The sequence below is a fragment of the Longimicrobium sp. genome, from assembly GCF_036399255.1.
GTDB lineage: Bacteria > Gemmatimonadota > Gemmatimonadetes > Longimicrobiales > Longimicrobiaceae > Longimicrobium.
In genome coordinates this window covers 40,987-60,217 of sequence record NZ_DASWNM010000108.1, presented here as the reverse complement: position 1 = coordinate 60,217, position 19,231 = coordinate 40,987, and the positions used below count along the sequence as shown (strand labels likewise).

General features: G+C 69.2%; 20 protein-coding genes. 9 read left to right on the top strand and 11 right to left on the bottom strand.

The features are described 5' to 3' along the window. Positions 1 to 212 precede the first annotated feature (212 nt). Positions 213 to 764: an NUDIX hydrolase gene (locus tag VGC13_RS20220; RefSeq protein WP_331127100.1), complete on the top strand. Its 552-nt coding sequence runs from the start codon at positions 213 to 215 to the stop codon at positions 762 to 764. A gap of 172 nt (positions 765 to 936) precedes the next feature. Here the strand turns inward: VGC13_RS20220 and VGC13_RS20215 are convergent, their stop codons facing one another. The 3 genes from VGC13_RS20215 to VGC13_RS20205 all read right to left on the bottom strand — a co-directional run bounded on the left by VGC13_RS20215 (position 937) and on the right by VGC13_RS20205 (position 1,948). Continuing rightward, positions 937 to 1,137 (bottom strand): hypothetical protein, encoded by a 201-nt coding sequence (locus tag VGC13_RS20215; protein WP_331127099.1) that lies wholly within the window; start codon positions 1,135 to 1,137, stop codon positions 937 to 939. Positions 1,138 to 1,218: 81 nt separating this feature from the next. Beyond that, a complete protein-coding gene (locus VGC13_RS20210) occupies positions 1,219 to 1,419 on the bottom strand; it encodes a hypothetical protein (protein WP_331127098.1) in 201 nt (66 codons plus the stop codon). A gap of 352 nt (positions 1,420 to 1,771) precedes the next feature. Beyond that, the gene (locus tag VGC13_RS20205) at positions 1,772 to 1,948 is read right to left on the bottom strand and encodes a hypothetical protein (RefSeq protein WP_331127097.1); all 177 of its coding nucleotides are present in this window, start codon (positions 1,946 to 1,948) and stop codon (positions 1,772 to 1,774) included. Between the two features lie 516 nt (positions 1,949 to 2,464). Here VGC13_RS20205 and VGC13_RS20200 point away from each other — a divergent pair. The 7 genes from VGC13_RS20200 to VGC13_RS20170 all read left to right on the top strand — a co-directional run bounded on the left by VGC13_RS20200 (position 2,465) and on the right by VGC13_RS20170 (position 10,395). After that, entirely contained in the window at positions 2,465 to 3,349 is an 885-nt protein-coding gene (locus VGC13_RS20200) for an EamA family transporter (protein WP_331127096.1), read from the top strand. Between the two features lie 414 nt (positions 3,350 to 3,763). Beyond that, the gene (locus VGC13_RS20195; RefSeq protein ID WP_331127095.1) at positions 3,764 to 4,714 is read left to right on the top strand and encodes a glutathione S-transferase family protein; all 951 of its coding nucleotides are present in this window, start codon (positions 3,764 to 3,766) and stop codon (positions 4,712 to 4,714) included. Then, a complete protein-coding gene (locus VGC13_RS20190; protein WP_331127108.1) occupies positions 4,714 to 5,244 on the top strand; it encodes a GNAT family N-acetyltransferase in 531 nt (176 codons plus the stop codon). Before VGC13_RS20195 ends, VGC13_RS20190 begins: the two co-directional genes overlap by 1 nt. A 559-nt stretch (positions 5,245 to 5,803) precedes the next feature. Further along, positions 5,804 to 7,264, top strand: a complete 1,461-nt coding sequence (locus tag VGC13_RS20185) for an ATPase domain-containing protein (RefSeq protein ID WP_331127094.1) — start codon at positions 5,804 to 5,806, stop codon at positions 7,262 to 7,264. Continuing rightward, a complete protein-coding gene (locus VGC13_RS20180; RefSeq protein ID WP_331127093.1) occupies positions 7,261 to 8,499 on the top strand; it encodes a HAMP domain-containing sensor histidine kinase in 1,239 nt (412 codons plus the stop codon). Before VGC13_RS20185 ends, VGC13_RS20180 begins: the two co-directional genes overlap by 4 nt. Before the next feature lie 236 nt (positions 8,500 to 8,735). Then, on the top strand, positions 8,736 to 9,017 hold the full coding sequence (locus VGC13_RS20175) for a hypothetical protein (RefSeq protein ID WP_331127092.1): 282 nt from the start codon (positions 8,736 to 8,738) through the stop codon (positions 9,015 to 9,017). Positions 9,018 to 9,174: 157 nt separating this feature from the next. After that, a complete protein-coding gene (locus VGC13_RS20170) occupies positions 9,175 to 10,395 on the top strand; it encodes an ROK family protein (RefSeq protein ID WP_331127091.1) in 1,221 nt (406 codons plus the stop codon). 244 nt (positions 10,396 to 10,639) lie between these two features. On the opposite strand, the gene VGC13_RS20165 is transcribed toward VGC13_RS20170, so the two are convergent. The 8 genes from VGC13_RS20165 to VGC13_RS20130 all read right to left on the bottom strand — a co-directional run bounded on the left by VGC13_RS20165 (position 10,640) and on the right by VGC13_RS20130 (position 18,316). After that, on the bottom strand, positions 10,640 to 11,842 hold the full coding sequence (locus tag VGC13_RS20165; protein WP_331127090.1) for a hypothetical protein: 1,203 nt from the start codon (positions 11,840 to 11,842) through the stop codon (positions 10,640 to 10,642). 514 nt (positions 11,843 to 12,356) lie between these two features. After that, positions 12,357 to 13,574, bottom strand: a complete 1,218-nt coding sequence (locus VGC13_RS20160; protein WP_331127089.1) for an ROK family protein — start codon at positions 13,572 to 13,574, stop codon at positions 12,357 to 12,359. Positions 13,575 to 13,812: 238 nt separating this feature from the next. After that, entirely contained in the window at positions 13,813 to 14,259 is a 447-nt protein-coding gene (gene msrB / locus VGC13_RS20155) for a peptide-methionine (R)-S-oxide reductase MsrB (RefSeq protein ID WP_331127088.1), read from the bottom strand. Positions 14,260 to 14,424: 165 nt separating this feature from the next. Beyond that, positions 14,425 to 15,162 (bottom strand): hypothetical protein, encoded by a 738-nt coding sequence (locus tag VGC13_RS20150; protein WP_331127087.1) that lies wholly within the window; start codon positions 15,160 to 15,162, stop codon positions 14,425 to 14,427. A 506-nt stretch (positions 15,163 to 15,668) separates the two neighbouring features. After that, positions 15,669 to 16,808 (bottom strand): FAD-binding oxidoreductase, encoded by a 1,140-nt coding sequence (locus tag VGC13_RS20145; protein WP_331127086.1) that lies wholly within the window; start codon positions 16,806 to 16,808, stop codon positions 15,669 to 15,671. Continuing rightward, on the bottom strand, positions 16,805 to 17,452 hold the full coding sequence (locus VGC13_RS20140; protein WP_331127085.1) for a hypothetical protein: 648 nt from the start codon (positions 17,450 to 17,452) through the stop codon (positions 16,805 to 16,807). Before VGC13_RS20140 ends, VGC13_RS20145 begins: the two co-directional genes overlap by 4 nt. 40 nt (positions 17,453 to 17,492) lie before the next feature. After that, the gene (locus tag VGC13_RS20135) at positions 17,493 to 18,119 is read right to left on the bottom strand and encodes a hypothetical protein (protein WP_331127084.1); all 627 of its coding nucleotides are present in this window, start codon (positions 18,117 to 18,119) and stop codon (positions 17,493 to 17,495) included. Between the two features lie 35 nt (positions 18,120 to 18,154). After that, positions 18,155 to 18,316: a hypothetical protein gene (locus tag VGC13_RS20130; protein ID WP_331127083.1), complete on the bottom strand. Its 162-nt coding sequence runs from the start codon at positions 18,314 to 18,316 to the stop codon at positions 18,155 to 18,157. Between the two features lie 309 nt (positions 18,317 to 18,625). Here VGC13_RS20130 and VGC13_RS20125 point away from each other — a divergent pair, with 309 nt between their 5' ends. Further along, complete coding sequence (locus VGC13_RS20125; RefSeq protein ID WP_331127082.1) at positions 18,626 to 19,060, top strand: hypothetical protein; 435 nt, start codon at positions 18,626 to 18,628, stop codon at positions 19,058 to 19,060. The last annotated feature ends 171 nt before the right edge of the window (positions 19,061 to 19,231 follow it).

Sequence of the window (19,231 nt, the reverse complement as noted above, 5' to 3'; positions counted from 1 at the left end):
GGCGGCCCTCGCGCTGCCTCGCGGAATGGTCGCGGGAAACGCCGCTGGACGGCAGTGACGGTAGCGGCAGACGGCAAGGACCCTTTCCTGACCGGTGATCCCCGCCGCGGCGCCGATCCAGCGCGGCGGCGATTCTCCGGCGGCGTGCCCCTTGCCGCACACGCCGCGGAGCGCGCCACCCGGCGAGCCGCACCGCGACAGGACGATTGCCTTTGAGCGAGCACCCATCCCCGGACGGTCCGACGCCCCAGAGCGCCGCGCTCCCCTACCGCATCCGCGACGGACAGGTGGAGATCCTGCTGGTCACGCCGCGCGGCGGCACCGGGTGGATCATCCCCAAAGGAAAGGTGAACGCCAGGCTGGGCCCTGCGCGGTCCGCCGCCCGGGAAGCGGAAGAGGAGGGCGGCGTGCACGGATCGATTGACCGGACGCCCTTCGGGGAGTACCGGCACGGGGGCGGCGGGGAGGGCCCACGGGTGGCCGTGTTCCTGATGCACGTCACGCGCGAGCTGACTTCCTGGGCCGAAGCGCACCAGCGCGAGCGGCGGTGGGCCTGCGTGGACGAGGTGCCGGAGTTGGTCGTGGACCCGGCCCTGATGCAGGTGCTGCACGCGGCGGCGGAGCACCTGGCCATCCACGCCCCCGCCCTGCTGGCCGCCGAAGAGGCCCGGCGCGCGCGCAGCCGCCAGCGCCGCCTCGCGGGTTCGGCGCTCCTTCTCGCCGCCGCATGCGGCGCGGCGGTCCTCACGTTTATCGCCGGGTGAGTGGAATGGGGTGGCGCCGTACTCCATCGACCGTCGTGAATGGCCGCCTCCCCGCGTGGAAAAGAAGGCGCCATTTCGTCGTCCAGGCAAAAGCCCCGCAGCGGTTCGGCTGCGGGGCTTCGTTGTCATCCGCGGTGACGGACGTCATCCCTGCATCCGCGCAGGGTGTCCATCAGCAGATCGGCGCCGCGTTGGAGCAGTGCCAGGTCAGGCCGCAGATGCTATCGTCGTACGTGCAGTTGGTGCACGATTCCGTCACCTTGCACCCTTCGGTCGCATCGTGCCCGCGCACCGTTCCGCGTTCATCCACGGGGTGGGCGGTCGCGAACGACTCGACGGTCAGGTCCTCTGCGTTCAGGCGGAGCTTCTTCATCGCCGCTCGTCTCCTTCAAGGGTGATTGTCTGGTAATCGGACGCCTGGAACGCCGTTCCAGGCCGCCCGCGTCACCGCACGTCAGCAAAGACAGGTCAGCACGGGGATGGTGCCGCACGCCGCGCCCCGGCAGGTCAGCTCGTCCAGGGTGCAGTTGTAGGTGCACGATTGGCCGCTGGCTGCGTCGTACGCCTGCACCGTTCCGCGCTCACGCTCGGCGGCGTCCGTCTCGAACGACTCGACCCGGAGCGCGTCCGGGTTCAGGCGGATCTTTCTCGTCATCTGCACTCTCCTGGATTGGATTGGATATCCCTGCAAACCGTTGCATCACATCGGCTTTCGAACGGAGCCGCCGCCCGATTGGGCAAATGCGGCTGCAAGAGTGCTGCCGTGCGCCCGGCGGAGCGCGGGACGCTGCGTTGGGGGCCTGATCGGCGCTCGCGCCTGTACTTGGTGTGCACTCGCCTTACAAAGCCATCGACATATGCAGATGCGGGAACGGCGGCGGTTCGCGGGACAAACGAACCGGCTGACTCCTGAGAAGGAGACAGCCGGCTTCATGATGGTCCGAATACCTATACGTCCGTCGTACCCCAATCGGCCAACGGCCGCACGGCAACCCGCATCAGGGCGCCTACGGCTTCATCCAGGTACCCTCCCAGATGTACTCGAAGATGGTGGCGCCGCAATACCGCGAGCAGTCGCCCGAGTCGTCCATGGCACCGTTTACGGTGCCGCGGGGCTCCTCGATGGCCGCCAAATCAAAGGAAACCACGGCCAACTCTTCGACATTCAGCTTGAGCTTCTTCACGGGAGGTCTTTCGGAGATCAGAGGATGCGCGTGTTCGCCAGGAGGGGAAGACATGCGTTTACAACGAAGGTACGCATCAATATGTAGTAAACAGCGCCAGGACGCAATGCGTATTACGACACAAACCGCAAAGCCATCCGTTCCAAGCCAGGACCGAAGCAACGCTGCCGCGGAACTCTGCCGCGGTACCCCCGAACCGTGGCCGTGTGCGTCGTCCGGCCGCCCAAGCCAAAGCCTCGCAGCGGGTTCGGCTGCAGGATCCTCCCGTTCATGCCAGCGACCCCGGCGGACGTCATGATCGCGTGGCGCCGGGGGCCCTCCGCAGCCGCCGCGTGCGGCTTGACCCGGTGTCGGGATCATTCGTGAGGGGTGCCGCCGGGCGGGCCGGAGGATAGGTTGCGGAGCGCTCGCGCGGCGGGCGGCGCGGGATGACGGAACGGGAGCGCGGGAAGCAGCAGAGCCGGCGGGAGAAAGCCTTTCCCTGCCTCTCTGCTGCTCTGCGTAGGATGGGGGCAGATGTGGATCGTGTTCGCGCTGGCCGCCGCCTTTGGGTCGGCGTGGACCAGCTTTGGGCTCAAGCGCGCGGTGGGGCACGCGGGGGCCGTCGTGTCGACCGTGGCGTTCCGGCTGCTGGCGGGGCTCCTGCTGGCGATCGTGGTGGCGGCGACGGGCGGATGGCCGGCGCTGCCGCCCGCGTACTGGCGCGTGGCGGGGCTGGTGCTGGTGCCGGAGGTGCTGGGGATGCTCTTCCTGACCCTGGCCCTGCGGACGGGCGACCTGTCGCACGTGCAGCCGCTGATGGGCCTGCTGCCGCCCATGGTGATGCTGGGCGGCTGGCTGTTCCTGGGCGAAGTCCCCACCCTTCCCGCCGCCGCGGGCGTGGTGCTGGTGACCGCCGGCGTGTACTGCATCGGGCTGCGGCCGGGGCTTTCGGCGCTGGAGCCGCTGCGCGCGCTGGCCCGCGAGCGCGCCAGCTGGTACGCGGTGGCGGCGGCGGTGGCATGGAGCGTCACCAGCCTGATGCACCGGGCGGGAATCGACATCGTGGGGCCGTTTCCGTGGGGCGTTACGCTGGCCGTGGGCTCGGCGCTGCTGCTGGCGGTGGCGGCGCTGCCGGGGATGGCGTGGCGAACGGGCACGGTGGGGCTGCCGCGGGCGCCGCTGGCCTGGGGCGGCTGGGTGCTGCTGGCGGGGACGGCCTTCGCGCTGCAGCAGACCGGGCTGTACCTGGCGCTGCGCCTGGCGCAGACCGGTTACGTCATCGCCATCACGTCCACGGGCCTGCTGATCGCGACGGGGCTGGGCATCCTGTTCCTTGCCGAGCGCACGGCCGCCCGCAACCGCATCGCCGGCGCCCTGCTGGTGAGCGCCGGCGCCGCGCTGATCGCGGTGTTCGGGTAGCGGGACCTCCCCGGCACCGCCGCGCTCGTTCCTCGGGGAGAGGGGAAGATTCGAGCGCGCTGCGGAGGTATCGAGCTGCGTCCGCGGGCGCCCCCTCCGGCTCGCCTAGGCTCGCCACCTCCCCCAAAACTGCTGGGGGAGGTTGAACTTCGATCCCGCTCCGAAATGCCTGTCGTGCGCGTCACCCTCCCCCGCGCAGTTTGCGGGGGAGGGCCGGGGTGGGGGCGCCGTCGGGCGCCAGTTCGATTCACGTCGCCGATCCTCCACCCCCTGCCCCACCCCAACCTCCCCCAGCAGTTTTGGGGGAGGTGGGCGAGTCATGCGAGCCCGGAGGGGGCGCCGCGGGTCGCGCCGGGAACGGAGGATGCGGACGATTGCGCGCTCGACCAGCATCAACATCCACAGACAGGGCCGATGAGCACCACGGCGGGGCAGTTTCCGGCGGAGACGGGCGCGGACGGCGCGTTCGTGCGGCAGCGCTACTCCATCCGCGACCGCATCACGGCGGACGGATCGTCCGGCTTTCCCGCGGAGGCGGGCCGCTACCACCTGTACGTCTCGCTGGCGTGCCCGTGGGCGCACCGCGCCATCATCGTCCGCAAGCTGCTGGGGCTTGAGGACGTGATCTCCATGTCCGTGGTGGACCCCATCCGCGACGAACGGGGCTGGGCGTTTCGCGACGGCGACGGGCACGGGCCGGACACCGTCTGCGGCTTCCAGTTCCTTTCCGAGGCGTACCTGCGCACGGACCCGTCGTACACCGGGCGCTACACCGTGCCGTGCATCTGGGACCGCGTCACGCAGCGGCTGGTGACCAACAACTATCCCGACATCACCCTCGACTTCGAGACGCAGTTCACCGCTTTTCACCGCCCCGGCGCGCCCGACCTGTATCCCCAGGCGCTGCGCGCGGAGATCGACGAGATCAGCGACGTCGTCTACCGCGAGGTGAACAACGGGGTGTACCGCGCGGGGTTCGCCACGTCGCAGGAGGCGTACGAGGCGGCGGTCGATGGATTGTTCGCGCGGCTGGACTGGCTCGAGGCGCGGCTGGCCGGGCAGCGCTACCTGGTCGGCGGCCAGCTGACGGAGGCCGACATCCGCCTGTTCACGACGCTGGCCCGCTTCGACGCGGTGTACGTGGGCCACTTCAAGTGCAACCTGCGCCGGCTGGTGGACTACCCCAGCCTGTGGGCGTACGCCCGCGACCTGTACCAGCGCCCGGGCTTTGGCGAAACCGTGAGCTTCGGCCACATCAAGCGCCACTACTACATGACGCACGACCAGCTGAACCCCACCCGCATCGTGCCGAAGGGGCCGGTGATGGACTGGGACAGTCCCCACGGCCGGGAGCGTCTGGGTTGATGACGACGGACGCGCTGGTGATCCGCGACGCCCGCCCGGACGAGCGCGACGCCTTTCGCGCGCTGACGCTGCAGGCCTACGAGCAGTACGCCACCCTCATGCGGCCGGACGCGTGGGCCGGGCTCTCCGCGGCCATCCGCGCCGCGCTGGAGGTGGAGGGGCCGGACCGCATCGTGGCGGAGCGCGGCGGGCGGCTGCTGGGAAGCGTGATGCTGTTTCCCCCCGCCGTGGACGCGTACCGCGGCCAGACGGGCCCGGCGAGCGGGCCGGAGCTGCGGCTGCTGGCCGTGGCGCCCCAGGCGCGGGGCCAGGGCGTGGGCCAGGCGCTGGTGGACGAGTGCATCCGGCGCGCGCGGCGGATGGGCGCCGCGGAGCTGGGCCTGCACACCTCCGAGAGCATGGCCGCGGCAATGCGGATGTACCTGCGGATGGGCTTCGTCCGCGCCCCCGAGCACGACTTTCAGCCCCCCGGCGCCGAGCTGGTGGAGGGCTACCGCCTCCCCCTCGGCCCGCCGGACGGCGGCGAATAGACGCCGCGGAATGAAGACCCCTGGTCCCATCCCAATCTGTCATTCCGAGGGAGCACACACCCGGCACCTTACCCGACCCCAAGAAGCCGGTGTGCGACCGAGGAATCTACTTTCCGTTTCCTCGTGGCCTGCCGCGACGCCTCCACGCTGGCCCTGTCTGGCCATTTCGCCGCCGCGGCCATGGCGCGGGCTGCCGCGTCCGGCCTCGCGCACACCGACAGTAGATTCCTCGGCCCTGCAACCTGCGCGGTGTTCGTCCAATTGCAGTGTGGCCGGGCCTCGGAATGACAACCCTGTCTTCCTCCGGCAGGGTGCGCGCAGCGCCGCTGGACTCAGGACGTCAAATCCCGCATGATCTCACGTGGAGAAAGCAGGGGGAACGTAGTGGTTTTCTCCGTGTCCTCTGCGCCCTCCGCGTGAGAATCTCTTTCCCGAAGCCCGCCGCGACACAGTGCCATGGAGCCGTGGTCAGGGGTTTGCAAAGAGCGGCGGACGTCCGGGCCACGTATCTTACCGCGGCCCGGCTACACTTTCCAAGATCCGACGGAACGGAGGCAGCTTGAGCGGCACCCCACGGCACCCCACGGGGCTGCCCGGCCTGGACGAGGTACTGCACGGCGGGCTCATCCCGGAGCGCGCGTACCTGGTCCGGGGCGGCCCCGGCACGGGCAAGACCACGCTGGGGCTGCACTTTCTGGCCAGCGGCGTCGCGCAGGGCGAGCCGGCGCTGCTCATCACGCTTGAGTCGTCCGAGCCGCAGCTGCGGCGCGACGCCGAGTCGCAGGCGCTGGACCTGTCGGGCATCCACTTTCTGGACCTGAGCCCCACCCGGGAGTTCTTTGCCCAGAACCAGAGCTACGACATCTTCTCGGCCGGCGACGTGGAGCGCGACCCCACGACGCAGCAGATCGTGCGGACCATCGAGGAGCTGCGCCCCAAGCGCATCTTCGTGGACGCCGTCACCACGCTGCGCTACCTGGCGCCCGACGCGTTCCAGTTCCGCAAGCAGGCCCGCTCGTTCGTGCGCTACCTGGTGGAGAACGGCGCCACGGTGCTCATGAGCTCCGAGCCCACCGCCAGCGCGCCCGACGACGACCTGCGCTTCATGGCCGACGGCATCATCGACCTGGAGATCTCGCCCACGCACGGCGTGCTGCGGCGCACCCTGGGCGTCAGCAAGTTCCGCGGCTCCGACTTCCAGGGCGGCACCCACTCCATCCGCCTTAGCGCGCGCGGGATGGAGGTGTACCCGCGCCTGGTGCCGGGCGACCACCGGCACGAGTTCACCCCCGAGCTCATCCCGTCGGGGATCACCGAGCTGGACGAGATGCTGTGCGGGGGGATCGAGCGCGGCACCATCACCATCCTTACCGGGCCCAGCGGCGCCGGCAAGACCACGCTGGGCATCCAGTTCATGAAGGAGGCCGCCAGCCGCGGGGAGCGCTCGGTGGTGTACGCCTTCGAGGAGCAGATGGAGACGCTGCTGCACCGGTGCGAGAACATCGGCGTGCCGCTGCACGACATGCTGCGCGACGACACCCTGTCGGTGGTGGAGGTGGAGCCGCTGCGCTACTCGCCCGGCGAGTTTGCGCTGATGGTGCGGCGCGAGGTGGAAGAGCGCGGCACGCGCATGGTGATGATCGACGGCATCGCGGGGTACCGGCTCACCCTGGCGGGCGACGACCTGGTGGCGCACCTCCACTCGCTGGGCCGCTACCTCAAGAACATGGGCGTCACGGTGCTGCTGCTGAACGAGACCGAGGCCATCACCGGCGACTTCCGGGCGACCGAGGTGGGCGTCAGCTACCTGTGCGACAACCTGGTCTTCCTGCGCTACCTGGAGATGGGGGGCGAGCTGCGCAAGGCCGTGGGCGTGCTCAAGAAGCGGATGGGCGACTTTGCCCGCACGCTGCGCGAGATCTCCATCACCTGCGACGGCGTGCAGGTGGGCGAGCCGCTGGCGGGGCTGCGGGGAATTTTGACCGGCACCCCCGAGTGGGCGCCCCCACACACCGAATGAACGCCGCCCCCGCCGCCGCCTCGTCCTCTGCCGACGCGCCCGCGCCGCCGCCCGCCCGCGCGGAGCCCAGCCGCATTCTGCTGCTGCTGGACCAGCGCGAGAACCGGTCGCTGCTGGCCGCCGAGCTGGGCGACCGCCACCAGGTGCTCCCCGCCACGGACGACGACGCGCTGGACGGCGAGTTCGACCTGCTGGTCCTGGACGGGCGCTCGCTGGACCGCCTGTGGGAGCGGGTGCAGCGGCGCAAGGCCCGCGACGAGCCCGGCTTTCTTCCCGTGCTGCTGGTGACCTCGCGGCCGGGGGTAAAGATGATCACCCGGCACGTGTGGCGCAGCGTGGACGAGCTGATCGTGGCCCCCATCGAAAAGGCGGAGCTGCGCGCGCGGATCGAGGTGCTGCTGCGCGCCCGCTCGTTCTCGCTGCAGCTGGGCGGCCAGGTGGAGGCGGCGCGCGCCCTGGCCCAGCGGCTTCACCAGCAGGCCGAGGAGCTGCGCGGGACCGCCGAGCGGCTGGCCGAGCGCACCGCCGCCGCCGAAGAGGCCAACCAGGCCAAGAGCCAGTTCCTGGCGATGATGAGCCACGAGCTGCGCACCCCGCTCAACGCCATCGGCGGGTATGCCGACCTCATCGAGATGGGCGTGCGCGGCCCCGTCACCGACACGCAGCGCGACGACCTGGCGCGCATCAAGGCGGGGCAGCGGCACCTGCTGGGGCTGATCAACGAGGTGCTGAACTACGCCAAGCTGGAGACGGGCACCGTCCACTACGACCTGGCCGACGTGTCGGCGCGCGACGCGCTCTCGTCGGCCGAGGCGCTGGTGGCGCCGCAGGCCCACGCGCGCGGGCTGGAACTGGAGGTGGCCGCGCCGGACACGGACCTGTGGGTGCGCGCGGACGAGGAAAAGCTGCGGCAGGTCCTGGCCAACCTGCTTTCCAACGCCATCAAGTTCACCCCCGCGGGCCGGGTGCGCCTGTCGTGCGAGGCCTCCGGCGCCGACGCCTGCTTCCGGGTGAGCGACACCGGAATCGGCCTGTCGCCTGACAAGCTGGAGGCCATCTTCGAGCCCTTCGTGCAGATTCGCTCGGACCTTACCCGCACCGAGGAGGGCACGGGGCTGGGGCTGGCCATCAGCCGCGCCATCGCCGAGGCCATGCAGGGCTCCCTGACCGCCGAGAGCGTCCTGGGCGAGGGCAGCACGTTCACGCTTCAGCTCCCCCTTTCTTCCAGATCCTGAAACAGAATCGTCGTACAGAGGAACAGAGTCAGACAGAGGTCCATCTCCTCTGTCTGACTCTGTTCCTCTGTACCCATGAAGGTGTTGTTCTCCCAGATCACCGGAAAGCGCGGGGGGCACGGCGGCTTCCTCCGAACGGTGGATCGGAAGGGGGGACCCCTTGTGCGCGGCGCGGGTATCATTAATTTGGAAGCAACTCTTCCAAATTGGGGCCACGACGTTCCGTGGAGTAGAGTATGAGCAGCACAGACATCGAACCGGGCACGACGGCCGGCAACCCCCTTGGCGCGGCGGAGGAGCTGCTGGGCCTGGTGTTCTCCAACCCCAAGGACCTGCGGCACTCCGCCGAGCAGGTGCTGGACCAGGAGTTCGTCCCCACCGAGCTCGTCAGCGAGGACGAGCATTCGGCGGACCTGCGGCTGCGGCCCGCCGGCATGGGCGAGATCATCGTCCACGCCGAGCGCGAGCGGCACTGGTATCCGTACCAGATCACGCGCGTGGACGGCGTGGAGCGCTGACGCGCGGCATCATCCACGGGAAAGATCCAGACGAGGGAAGGCGGGTGGTCGCACGGGTGCGGCCGCCCGCCTTTGTATCGTCCGGATGACAAAGGGGACGCGGGGATGTAACTTGCCGGGCGCCCCGCCGCGCGCTGGAAACCCGTGATCATCCACCGTGCAGAAGATCGATCCGCGCAACTTTCAGCGTGCCACGCGCACGACCAGCAAGGAGATCAACCGCCAGATCGTGCTGAACCTGGTGCGCGAGTACCAGCCCATCAGCCGCGCCGACCTGGCGCGGCGCATGGAGGTGGCGCGCGGCATGGTGAGCCCGCTGGTGAACGAGCTGATCGAGTGCGGGCTGCTGTACGAGGCGGCCACCGGCACCTCGCCGCGCGGGCGCAAGCCCACGCTGCTGCACGTGCGCGCGCACGACCGGCTGGTGGTGGGCATCGACGTGCGGCTCAGCGGCACGCAGGTCATGCTGTCGGACTTCGGCGGCCGCACGCTGGCGATGGAGATCCTCGCCACCCCGGCGGACCCCGCGGCGCTGGTGGACGAGCTGGCCGCCCGCGTCGGGCGGCTGCTGGAGGCCAACGCCGCCGCCGGCTCGTGCCAGGGGGTGGGCCTGGTGGTGCCGGGAATGGTGGACCGCGCCTCGGGGCGCCTCGTCAACGCGCCGACGCTGGGCTGGCGCGACGTGGACCTGCGCGGGGCGCTGGAGGCGGCGGTGGGGGTGCCCGTGGCCATCGAGCGCGACGCCGTGGCCTGCGCGCTGGCGCAGATGTGGACCGGCGAGGCCGCGGCCGACGCACTGGACAGCTACGTCTACGTCACCTTCAGCGACGGCGTGGGCGCGGGCCTGGTGGTCAGCGGCCGGGTGGTGCGCGGCCACCGCGACGCGGCGGGCGAGTTCGGCCACATCCCGCTGACGCTGGACGGACCCGCCTGCTCGTGCGGGTCGCGGGGGTGCTGGGAGGCGTACACCTCCAGCTACGCCATCGTGGCGCGCTACCTGGGGCGCGACCTGGCCTCGCGCGAAAGCTACGCCGCCATCCGCGGCACCGGCCTCACGGTGACGGACGTGATCGCCCGCGCGCGCTCGGGCGACGCGGCGGCGGGCGCGGCGCTGGACGCCAGCGGGCGGTACATGGGCCTTGGCCTGGCCGCCATCGTCAACGCGCTGAACCCGGCCCGCATCATCGTGGGCGGCGAGATCGCGGCGGCGTGGGACCTGATCGGCCCGGTGGTGGTGCGGGCGATGGCGGAGCGCACGCTTACGCAGGGGAGCGCCGCCACCCCCGTGATCCCCGAGGCCAGCGACCAGCAGACCCGCCTGCGCGGCGCCGCCGCCCTCGTCGTCGCCCCCATGTTCGCCGCGCCCGCCATCGCCTGAAACGAAGACCTCACGCAGAGGCGCGAAGGCGCGGAGAGAAGATCGGTTCTCTCCGCGCCTTCGTGCTTTTGCGCGAGGCATTTTGCGGCCGTGCTCCACCGCCGGCCGGGCGATCGCACGCGAAAACAACATCTCATGAGTACAGAGGAACCGAGTCAGACAGAGGAAGCAAGACGATATTTCGGCTCGCTTTCTCTGTCTGACTCTGTTCCTCTGTACGCCTATTCTTTTTCAGGCTCCGGCACTACTCCAGCAGCCAGAGGAAGTTGTCGAACCGCGAGTGGACGTTGTTCCAGGCGCGGGTGTTGTCGGCCCGCAGGCCGATGCCGCCCGAGCTGTAGGTGTTGTCGGTCACCGTGGCCACCACCGTGCCGTCGTAGTAGGCCTTCAGCACGTTGCCGTTGGCGCCAAAGCTGATCTCGTGCTCGCTGCCGGCGGGAAAGTTCACGTCGATCTGGCCGGAGAGGCTGGTGAACGCGCCGTTGACCGCCTTGTAGATCTCCAGGTTGGCGTACCCGAAGAGCGAGTCGTCGCGAATGGCGAGCAGGTAGTAGTTGCCGCTGCTCTGAAAGCGCAGCACCAGACCGCCGTCACGGATGGAGTCGACCGTGGTCTGCACGTAGCCCTTGGTAAAGGTTACGCCGTTGCGGATGACCACGCTCTGCCGCGCGCTGGTGTCGGCGCGCAGGAAGCCGTTGGAGATCGACCACGCGCCGGTGGTGTTGTAGATGGTGTAGCTGCCCAGCGTGTTGCCGCCGAACGTGTCCTGGAACGGCGCGTTGTACCACTTGATCAGGTCGAAGCGGCCGCGCACGCCGGAGTAGCCGTGCGTGTTGTCGTGCCGCACGCCCACGCCGCCGGCGGTGGTGTAGGTGTTGTCGGTCACCTGCAGCACCACCACGGTATCCACCATGGCGGTAAGGGTGGTGCCTTCGGCCTCGAAGCGCACGTTCTTGGTCACGCCCTGCGGCCAGCTGATGTCCTGCCGCGTGCCCAGGCGCGTGAACACGCCGCTCACCACCTTGTACATCTCGATGTTGGCGTGGGAGTACCGCGAGTCGTCGCGGATGGCCAGCAGGTAGTAGTTGCCGGCGCTCTGAAAGCGCATCACCAGCCCGCCGTCCACCACCGAGTCGGCAAACGTCTCGATGTAGCCGTCGCTGAAGCTGATGTTGTTGCGGATCACCACGCTCTGCACCGCCGTGGAGTCGGCGCGCAGGTGTCCGCCCGAAACCGACCAGGCGCCGGGGTTGTTGTAGATGGTGTAGCTGGAGAGCGAGTTGACGGCGAACGAGTCCTGCCCCGACGCGCCGCCCATCAGGAGCAGGTGCGGGGCGTTGGGGGCACGCGCGGGGGCGGTGCCCGGACTGGTGAGCTCGTCGCCGCAGGCGGCGAGGCCCAGGGTGAGGAGGGCTGCCGCGAGGACTCTGGTGCGCAGGTGTGTCATGGGACCGTTCCGGGTGGGGATGGGAAGGAGGCAGCCTCCGTACGGCGTGCGTACGGGGCTATCTTCAACTTTATCGCGGTTTCCAGGTACGTCAATAGAGTCGTTAAGCGTGTCTTTTTTACACGTGACACGCGGACACGCAAACCTTACGAACGTGGCTACATCTCCCGCCGTTACTCACAAATTCCTCTGTTTGGGCGCGAATCAAGGCTGGTTCTAAACCTACTCCTAATCAGCACAAAAAGAGCGAATCGAAAACGGCGAGGAGACGCTGTGACCCGCTTCCGGATCGGCTCGGGGCCGGGGGATGGAACGAGCCGGGGCGACGGGTCGTGCGGGGGCAGGGAGACGCGGACCTCCACCCGGAATCCGGGGAGAAAGCGCACCGCCGCCTCCCTCCGCGGCGGCACGCCCTCCCGGAGCACGCCGCGGCCGCGGATGCGGCTCCAGCCACCCATCCGCCGCCACCATCTTGCCCCCCCGCGGCGCGCGGGGCGAGCGGGGGCACCGCGCCTTACGCCACCTTGGGCGCGGCGAACTTGCGCGCCACCAGCAGCGCCGTGGCGCCGGCCAGGCGCGGCGTGCCGCCCTGGGGCACGGCGACCACCGGCGTGGCGGCGGCGGCGGCCGTCAGCGTGCGCTCGCGGACGCGCTCCGCCACCACCGGGCCAATCAGGTCCCACGCGGCGGTGATCTCGCCGCCCACGATGATGCGCGCCGGGCTCAGCGCCGTCACGATCCCCGCCAGCCCGATCCCCAAGTAGTGCCCCGTCTCCAGCACCGCCCTGCGCGCGCCCTCGTCCCCGGCGCGCACGCGGGCGATCAGGTCTTCCATGGTGAACCCGCTCTGCCGCAGCCGCTCGCGGCTTTCCGGCTCCCACGGGTCCACGCCAAAGTAGCGCGCCAGCGTCGCCACGTTGCTGGTGTACGCCTCCAGGCACCCGCGCAGCCCGCACATGCAGCGCGGCCCGTCCAGCGAAAGCGGCAGGTGGCCAAACTCGCCGGCGGTGTCGCCGTGGCCGCGAAACACCTCGCCGTCCTCCACCACCCCCACGCCCACCCCGTCCGACACGGTGACGTAGACGAAGTTGTCCGGCTCGCCCCCGCCAAAGGGGGGCAGCCACATGTGGGCCAGGGCGCAGGCGGTGGGGGCGTTCTCGATGAAGACGCGCAGCCCCGTCCCCGCCTGCAGCGCTTCGCGAATCTCCACGTTGCGCCACCCCAGCTGCGGCGAGTTCAGGATCTGCCCGGTGCGGCGGTGGATCATCCCCGGGAACACGATGCCGATCCCCTCGCAGTTCGCCACCGCGTGGTCGCGCAGCAGGCGCTTTACGCGGACGACGAGCTCCGAGACCAGCGCGTCGGGCAACAGCTGGGTGGGAAACGATTCCATGGCCACCTGGCGCCCGTCCAGGTCCGTCAGCGCCACGCAGGTGTGGCTGAAGCGCACGTCCACGGCGATGGCGAACTGGTCGCGGGTGCGCACGTGCAGCAGGGTGGGCTTGCGCCCGCGCGGCGCGTTGGCGACGGCGCCCTCCAGCAGCACGCCGTCGGCGATCAGGCCTTCCACCAGCTGGGTGATCATCCCCCGCCCCACGTGCATCCGCCGCGCGAGGTCTGCCCGGGAAAGCGGCTCGTGCTCGCGCACCAGGTTCAGCACGATCTTGCGGTTGATCTCCCGAGGGGTAGAACGCGTGGCGCGGCGGAACTCACCCGTGTTGATCTTGCGCATTCTCTCCTCCAGTGGCACGCACCTGCCGGGCTGTGGAAGCCCTCCGTCAACATTTGGAAGCTTCTCTTCCAATTTCTAGCCAAAGCCCCTGATCCACAAGTCCGGCGTGCGTAACGGGGGTGTCGACGATCCAAGACGGAACGCCTCACGCAGGGTAAACGAGAGAGGACGCGGAGAATTCGTCTCTGCGTCCTCTCTCCCGTTCCTCCGCGTCCTCCGCGTGAGGTCCTCTGGTTTTTCAGTCGCGCAGCGCGGGCAGCGGCTCGCCGTCGGGAACGAAGCGCAGGGCCACGCCGTTGTTGCAGTAGCGCTGGCCGGTGGGTTGCGGGCCGTCGTTGAAAACGTGCCCCTGGTGCCCGCCACAGCGCGCGCAGTGGTATTCGGTGCGCGGCCAGATCATCCGGAAGTCACGCTTCGTTTCCAGGTGGCCGGGGATGAAGTCGTAGAAGCTGGGCCAGCCGGTACCGCTCTCGTACTTGGTGTCGGACCGGAACAGCGGCAGGTTGCACGCGGCGCAGACGAAGGTACCCTCGCGCTTCTCCTGGTTCAGCGGGCTGGTCCCCGCGCGTTCGGTTCCCTCTTCGAACAGCACGTGGTAGCTCTCGGGCGGCACCACCCCGCGCCACGCATCGTGCGGCTTTTCGAGCCTGTCGAAATCCTGCTCGGCGGACGTCCCCATCGCCATCTCCCTCCCCGGTACAGGTCACCATCGGCACGCGTGACCGAATGCATCCGCGCCCCGCATCCCTCTGTACCCCATCCGCCGGAATCGGTTTGATGTGGATGCGGAGAAACGAAAGCGGGGGCGCGCCGGCCGGCACGCCCCCGCCCACATCCACCGTGACGCGCGTTACAGCGCCGGCACCGCAGCGGCCGGCACCTGCTCCAGACGATCGGTGGCCACGCTCACGTCGAACGCTTCCTTGCGGATGCGCAGGTCGTAGTACAGCACCGTCCCCACCACCGCGGCCAACGGATTGACGGCGATCAGCGCCACGTTCACCAGCAGCGTGGACTGCCGTACGTCCGTCACGGCAAGGGCCATCAGCATCCCGAAGCCCAGCATGGCGAACACCACGATGGCCAGCACCAGCACGCCGGTGACCAGGATGTGCTTGAACTGGTCACTGGAAAGCGACTTGGAGCGCTCGAACGCGTCGCCCGCGGTACAGCCCTCGACCATCACCGCCTGCTGCATGGCAAAGGTCCACGCGGCGGCGATGATCCCCGGTACGATCAGCAGCAGCAGGCCAAAAAAGATCAGGAGGCCCTGGATGATGGCGGCGCCCCAGACCGAGAAGAACCTGCGGCCCACGGCGCGCACCGCGTCCAGGGCGGTGATCTCGCGGCCCATGTACGCCTCGGACGCAATCACCACCACGGCGGCGCTGGCGGCCAGAAAGAACAGGTTGCCCAGCTGCTCCAGCATCGGAAGCGCGCCCAGCGGCGCCACGGCCTCCAGCAGCAGCAGTGGGCACACCAGCAGGCCCGTAGCGGTGGCCATCTGGGTCCAGCGGCTGCGGTACAGCTGAAAGCCCAGGTCCAGGATCTCGCCCACGGAGCGGGCGCGGAGTGCGGGTGCGTTCATCGAAGGGAAATGCGGACGGTGGATGGATCCCGGCGGGATGGAGACCCAAACATGCACGACTCGCGCGGACAACGCAAGTTTTATCCCCTGAGGAGCGGTGCGCCGTGGCTGCTCGCCCGGAGCAGCGGCGGCCCCATGGACCCGCGTCAGCAGGCCTGCGGCACGCCTTGCTCTCCGCCTTGGCCGAGGCCGCTCCCTTGGAGGGTGTCGCCAAACCTCGAATCCATAACGAAGCGGTGACTTCCTGAGGGAGCGCATCACGTCCGACCAGAAGTCACACTTCGGATTGCGCGCGACCGAAGGACCTCGTCTCGGTGGTGCAGGGGCCAGATCAGGGCACGAGACCAGCCCCGTCGTTCTGCTGGCGAGGTCCTTCGGTCGGCGCCAGGTGCAGTGTACAAGCGAGTTGCGGGGCGGCGCCTCCCTCAGGAAGTCAATCACGCGAGGAGGTTTGGCAACACCCTCTCAGGAAGTCAAAACGGCCAGGCTGATCCTTAAACACGTTCTCAGGCGGATACCGGCGCCGACGCAAACACGTCGCCCAGCGCCGACGCGCCCTCCACCGCCAGCTGCGCGGCCGCGCGCCCGCACAGGGCGCCGATGACGTTGCCGGTGCCGCTGTAGCCGCCTGCGGCCCAGACGCCGGGGCGCACCTCCTCCAGCAGCGGCAGGCCGGTGGGCGTAAAGGCGACGCACGCGGCCCAGCGGTGCGTCACCGGCGCCCGCACGCCGATGCGCTCGCGGAGAAAGCGCTCCAGCCGGTCCTGCACAGGCTCGCACGGCTCGCCCTGGTGCGTCCACTGGCTCTCGCCGCCCGCGTCGCGAAAGCCGCCCAGCGCAATGCGGCCGTCCGGAAGCTGCTGCCAGTACTCATAGCCCCAGCGCGCGTACACGGGCCGCGGCAGGCGCACCTCGTCGGTGGGCGCGGTGGCCAGCATCTGCAGGCGGGCGGTGCGAATGCGGCCGTCCAGCTCGGGAAGGATCGCCTCCAGCCGCCCGTCCACGGCCACGATCACCTGCCGGCAGCGGATGGTGCCGCCCGGCGTGCGCACCTCGCCGGTGCGGACGTCGAGCGCGGGGGTGTGCTCGTACAGCCGCGCGCCCGCCTCCAGGGCGCGGTGCGCCAGGATGCGGCAGCGCAGCAGCGGGTTGAAGGCGCCGTCCGTGGGCAGCAGCACCCCGCGCCCCTCGGGCCCGTCGTACCACTCCGCCGGCAGGTCGTCCGCCATCAGCGCCGCGAGGTGGTGGCGGCAGTCCTCCAGCTCCTCGTCCGAGTCGGCGATGCGCAGCGATCCGGTGATCCGCACCGCCTCCGGCGTTTCCGCGGCGATGCGCGCCACCTCGTCCATCGTGAGCCGGTAGATGCGGCGCGCGCGGTGGTGGCCGTGGCGCGCCACCGAGTCATGGTAGAAGTCGTAGCTGCCCGCCAGCAGGAACCCGCCGTTGCGCCCCGCCGCGCCCCCCGCCACCGCCCCCGCGTCGATGCCGACAACGGAGACGCCCAGCCGCAGCAGCTCGCCCACGCAGGTGAGCCCCGAGCCGCCCAGCCCCACCACGCACACGTCCGCCGACACGTCGGATTCCAGACGCGGGAGTCCGCGCCAGCTGCCGTCGTCCCAGACGGGGGTGTTTCGATCAGCGGTCATGGATCGCGAACCGGGTCCGCGGACCCGGGATTGAGTTGCGAAGGGAGAGAGCCGAGCCAGACCAGGCCCCGATGAAAGATCAGGAGCGTGTCGCCGTCCGCGGTCTGCCGAATGCGGTCCGCCGTGGGAACCAGCTTCGCCAGCGCCTGGAAGTCGTTGTCGTACGTGCTTGCCAGCTCGGCGTCGATCACCTGGCCGGTCCGCCACCGAAAGCCGGAAAGATCGTACGCCGGGTCCCGGTACTCCGCGGGTGGATGCGCGGCGGCGCCCTCGGCCGTCTCGAACAGGGTGCGGTAGTAGTCGATGGACTCGCCCATCGCGGCCACGACCTGCGTGTCGTGAAAGTCCGGATGAAACAGCCAGAGCTCCAGGTAGTACGGCTCGCCCGCCGCCTCCAGCCGCTCGCGCCACGCGCCCAGGATGTCGACGAACGCCGCCACGATGCGCCGCCGGTACCAGTACGGCGGATTTCGCGGCACCAGCCGGCTCCACGGATCGAGCCAGATCTTTACGTAGCGAACACCGCGTCCGTGCCGCAGCGCCTCCACGTCCAGCTCACGGTACGCCCGGCGGAACTGCTCCAGCTGCCGGATGCGCCGCTTCCACCCGCGCACCTTCTTTCGATTGGAGAACGGATTCGCCATCGCTACCGCGCGCTCGTCACAGTCAGCAGTGTCTCATCCGTCACCAGCTGTTCACTTTGAGCCACTCGGCGGCGAGGGTGGTGAAGTCGTTGAAGATCAGGTCTTCGCGATCCAGGCGCAGCGTGTCGCACAGCAGCGGAAGCTCGCGCTGAAACCGCTCGTATCGCTCAACCATCACCGCCCCGCTGGGGATCAGGACGCCCGAAGCGGCAGAGGCATTGCGCAGCCAGTTGCGCACGATCTTCACCATCTCCAGCGGGTCTCCCCCGTGCGATCGGATGTCCTGACCAGCGATGTCGGAGCAGTATTTCTGATATCGAAACGGCTCACGGTCCAGGATCAGGGCCAGCTTCTTCCGTTGTTCCCCTGTACCATACTTCTTGGCTCCCAGAAATAAGCCAAGCTCCAGCGGCATATTGAAGCGGGGCAGTTGCCAGGTGTCGTCGAGTTCAGTTCGCGAGATGTCGTGGATGCCGAGCCCGCACGCGCCGATGATGCTCTGGATCTTGTCGATCCTGACCTGGCTGGCATCTTCCAGTTCCAGCGCGCAGCGTGCTACGAACCCACAATCGTGAACGGCGAATACCAGCGCCTCGAACATGGGCCGGTATTCGCCGTCGAAGGGACAGTTGATGAAGACCTGCTCGAAGTAGCCCGTCTTCCCCAAGAGGTCGTCTCAGCTGCCGAATCTGTAACCGTAACTCAAGATTGCTTGTTGATCGCCTTTGCCGCGGAGCGGGCCGCACTTCGCGAAACCGTCCCCGTTTTCGCGGAGCTCTTGACCACCCGGGCGTTCTTCGGCGCCGCCGGCGAGGCCTTGGAATCGTTCTTCGAGTTTTTTCCCGCGCCGTTCACGTTGGCCATGTGCCCTCCAGTTGTTCGATGCCGGCATCCAAGCTACTCATTCTCCCTCCAACGATCAACTCCACCTCCACGACTCCGTGAGCCGCGCGTTGCGGGCGATCGCCGGGATCATCGAGGGAGCGCGCGGCGAAGTCCGCCGCCTGAATCAGCCTGTCCCGTCCGCACCCGCAGCCCACACGCGTGCCTCGCGGCACCGTTCAACCCGGTTCGTTCCGCGGGCGTCGCATCCACGACCTACGTTTGCCCCACCCTCCGCCCTGCATACCCATGATCGAGCGACGCAGACGGATCTCTCGCGCACCTCTCCTGATGGCGAGTGCCGGCGCGCTGCTCTGCGCGGCGTGCCTGCCCATCGCGCACACCGTCACCCACGCCCCCGCCATCGCCGGCAGCTACCGGCACGAGGACGGCAGGCCCGTGGCCGGCGCGCCGCTGGCCGTGTCCGTGGAGTACGGCGACTCTACGTGCGCCCGTGCCAGCCTGCGCACCGCCACCGACGCGGCGGGCCGATTCGCGTTCCCGGCCATCCGGCACCGGGAGCGGTTCGTCATTCTGCTCCCGGTAGACCGCGTCTTCGGCTACACCGTGTGCGGCGGCGAGGCGCCCATGACGCCGCTCTACGCAGACAACTACATGCACACCGCACCGGACTCCGCCGCCGTAACCTGCATCCACCTCGCCGTCCCCGAGCCCACGAACGGCCGCCGGACCAGCTGCCGCGGACGAACCGTGGGTGCGCGCTGACACAATCGATCCGCATCATCAGCGCTCGGCTCATGACTTCGCGGGAACGCCGGGACGATGACGAAGGTAGCTGAGCCTGAGAGAGTGTTGAGGTTTTTCGAGGTCCTGACCCAAGCGCCTGACTTCCTGAGGGAGCGCACACGGAGACCCGGAAGATACACAATCGATTGC

What these genes read in the sequence shown, in the direction of transcription:
- VGC13_RS20215 (WP_331127099.1), bottom strand. Translation starts at nt 1,137, where the DNA reads ATGAAGAAGCTCCGCCTGAACGCAGAGGACCTGACCGTCGAGTCGTTC.
- VGC13_RS20210 (WP_331127098.1), bottom strand. Translation starts at nt 1,419, where the DNA reads ATGACGAGAAAGATCCGCCTGAACCCGGACGCGCTCCGGGTCGAGTCG.
- VGC13_RS20200 (WP_331127096.1), top strand. Translation starts at nt 2,465, where the DNA reads ATGTGGATCGTGTTCGCGCTGGCCGCCGCCTTTGGGTCGGCGTGGACC.
- VGC13_RS20195 (WP_331127095.1), top strand. Translation starts at nt 3,764, where the DNA reads ATGAGCACCACGGCGGGGCAGTTTCCGGCGGAGACGGGCGCGGACGGC.
- VGC13_RS20190 (WP_331127108.1), top strand. Translation starts at nt 4,714, where the DNA reads ATGACGACGGACGCGCTGGTGATCCGCGACGCCCGCCCGGACGAGCGC.
- VGC13_RS20180 (WP_331127093.1), top strand. Translation starts at nt 7,261, where the DNA reads ATGAACGCCGCCCCCGCCGCCGCCTCGTCCTCTGCCGACGCGCCCGCG.
- VGC13_RS20175 (WP_331127092.1), top strand. Translation starts at nt 8,736, where the DNA reads ATGAGCAGCACAGACATCGAACCGGGCACGACGGCCGGCAACCCCCTT.
- VGC13_RS20165 (WP_331127090.1), bottom strand. Translation starts at nt 11,842, where the DNA reads ATGACACACCTGCGCACCAGAGTCCTCGCGGCAGCCCTCCTCACCCTG.
- VGC13_RS20160 (WP_331127089.1), bottom strand. Translation starts at nt 13,574, where the DNA reads ATGCGCAAGATCAACACGGGTGAGTTCCGCCGCGCCACGCGTTCTACC.
- msrB (WP_331127088.1), bottom strand. Translation starts at nt 14,259, where the DNA reads ATGGCGATGGGGACGTCCGCCGAGCAGGATTTCGACAGGCTCGAAAAG.
- VGC13_RS20150 (WP_331127087.1), bottom strand. Translation starts at nt 15,162, where the DNA reads ATGAACGCACCCGCACTCCGCGCCCGCTCCGTGGGCGAGATCCTGGAC.
- VGC13_RS20145 (WP_331127086.1), bottom strand. Translation starts at nt 16,808, where the DNA reads ATGACCGCTGATCGAAACACCCCCGTCTGGGACGACGGCAGCTGGCGC.
- VGC13_RS20140 (WP_331127085.1), bottom strand. Translation starts at nt 17,452, where the DNA reads ATGGCGAATCCGTTCTCCAATCGAAAGAAGGTGCGCGGGTGGAAGCGG.
- VGC13_RS20130 (WP_331127083.1), bottom strand. Translation starts at nt 18,316, where the DNA reads ATGGCCAACGTGAACGGCGCGGGAAAAAACTCGAAGAACGATTCCAAG.
- VGC13_RS20125 (WP_331127082.1), top strand. Translation starts at nt 18,626, where the DNA reads ATGGCGAGTGCCGGCGCGCTGCTCTGCGCGGCGTGCCTGCCCATCGCG.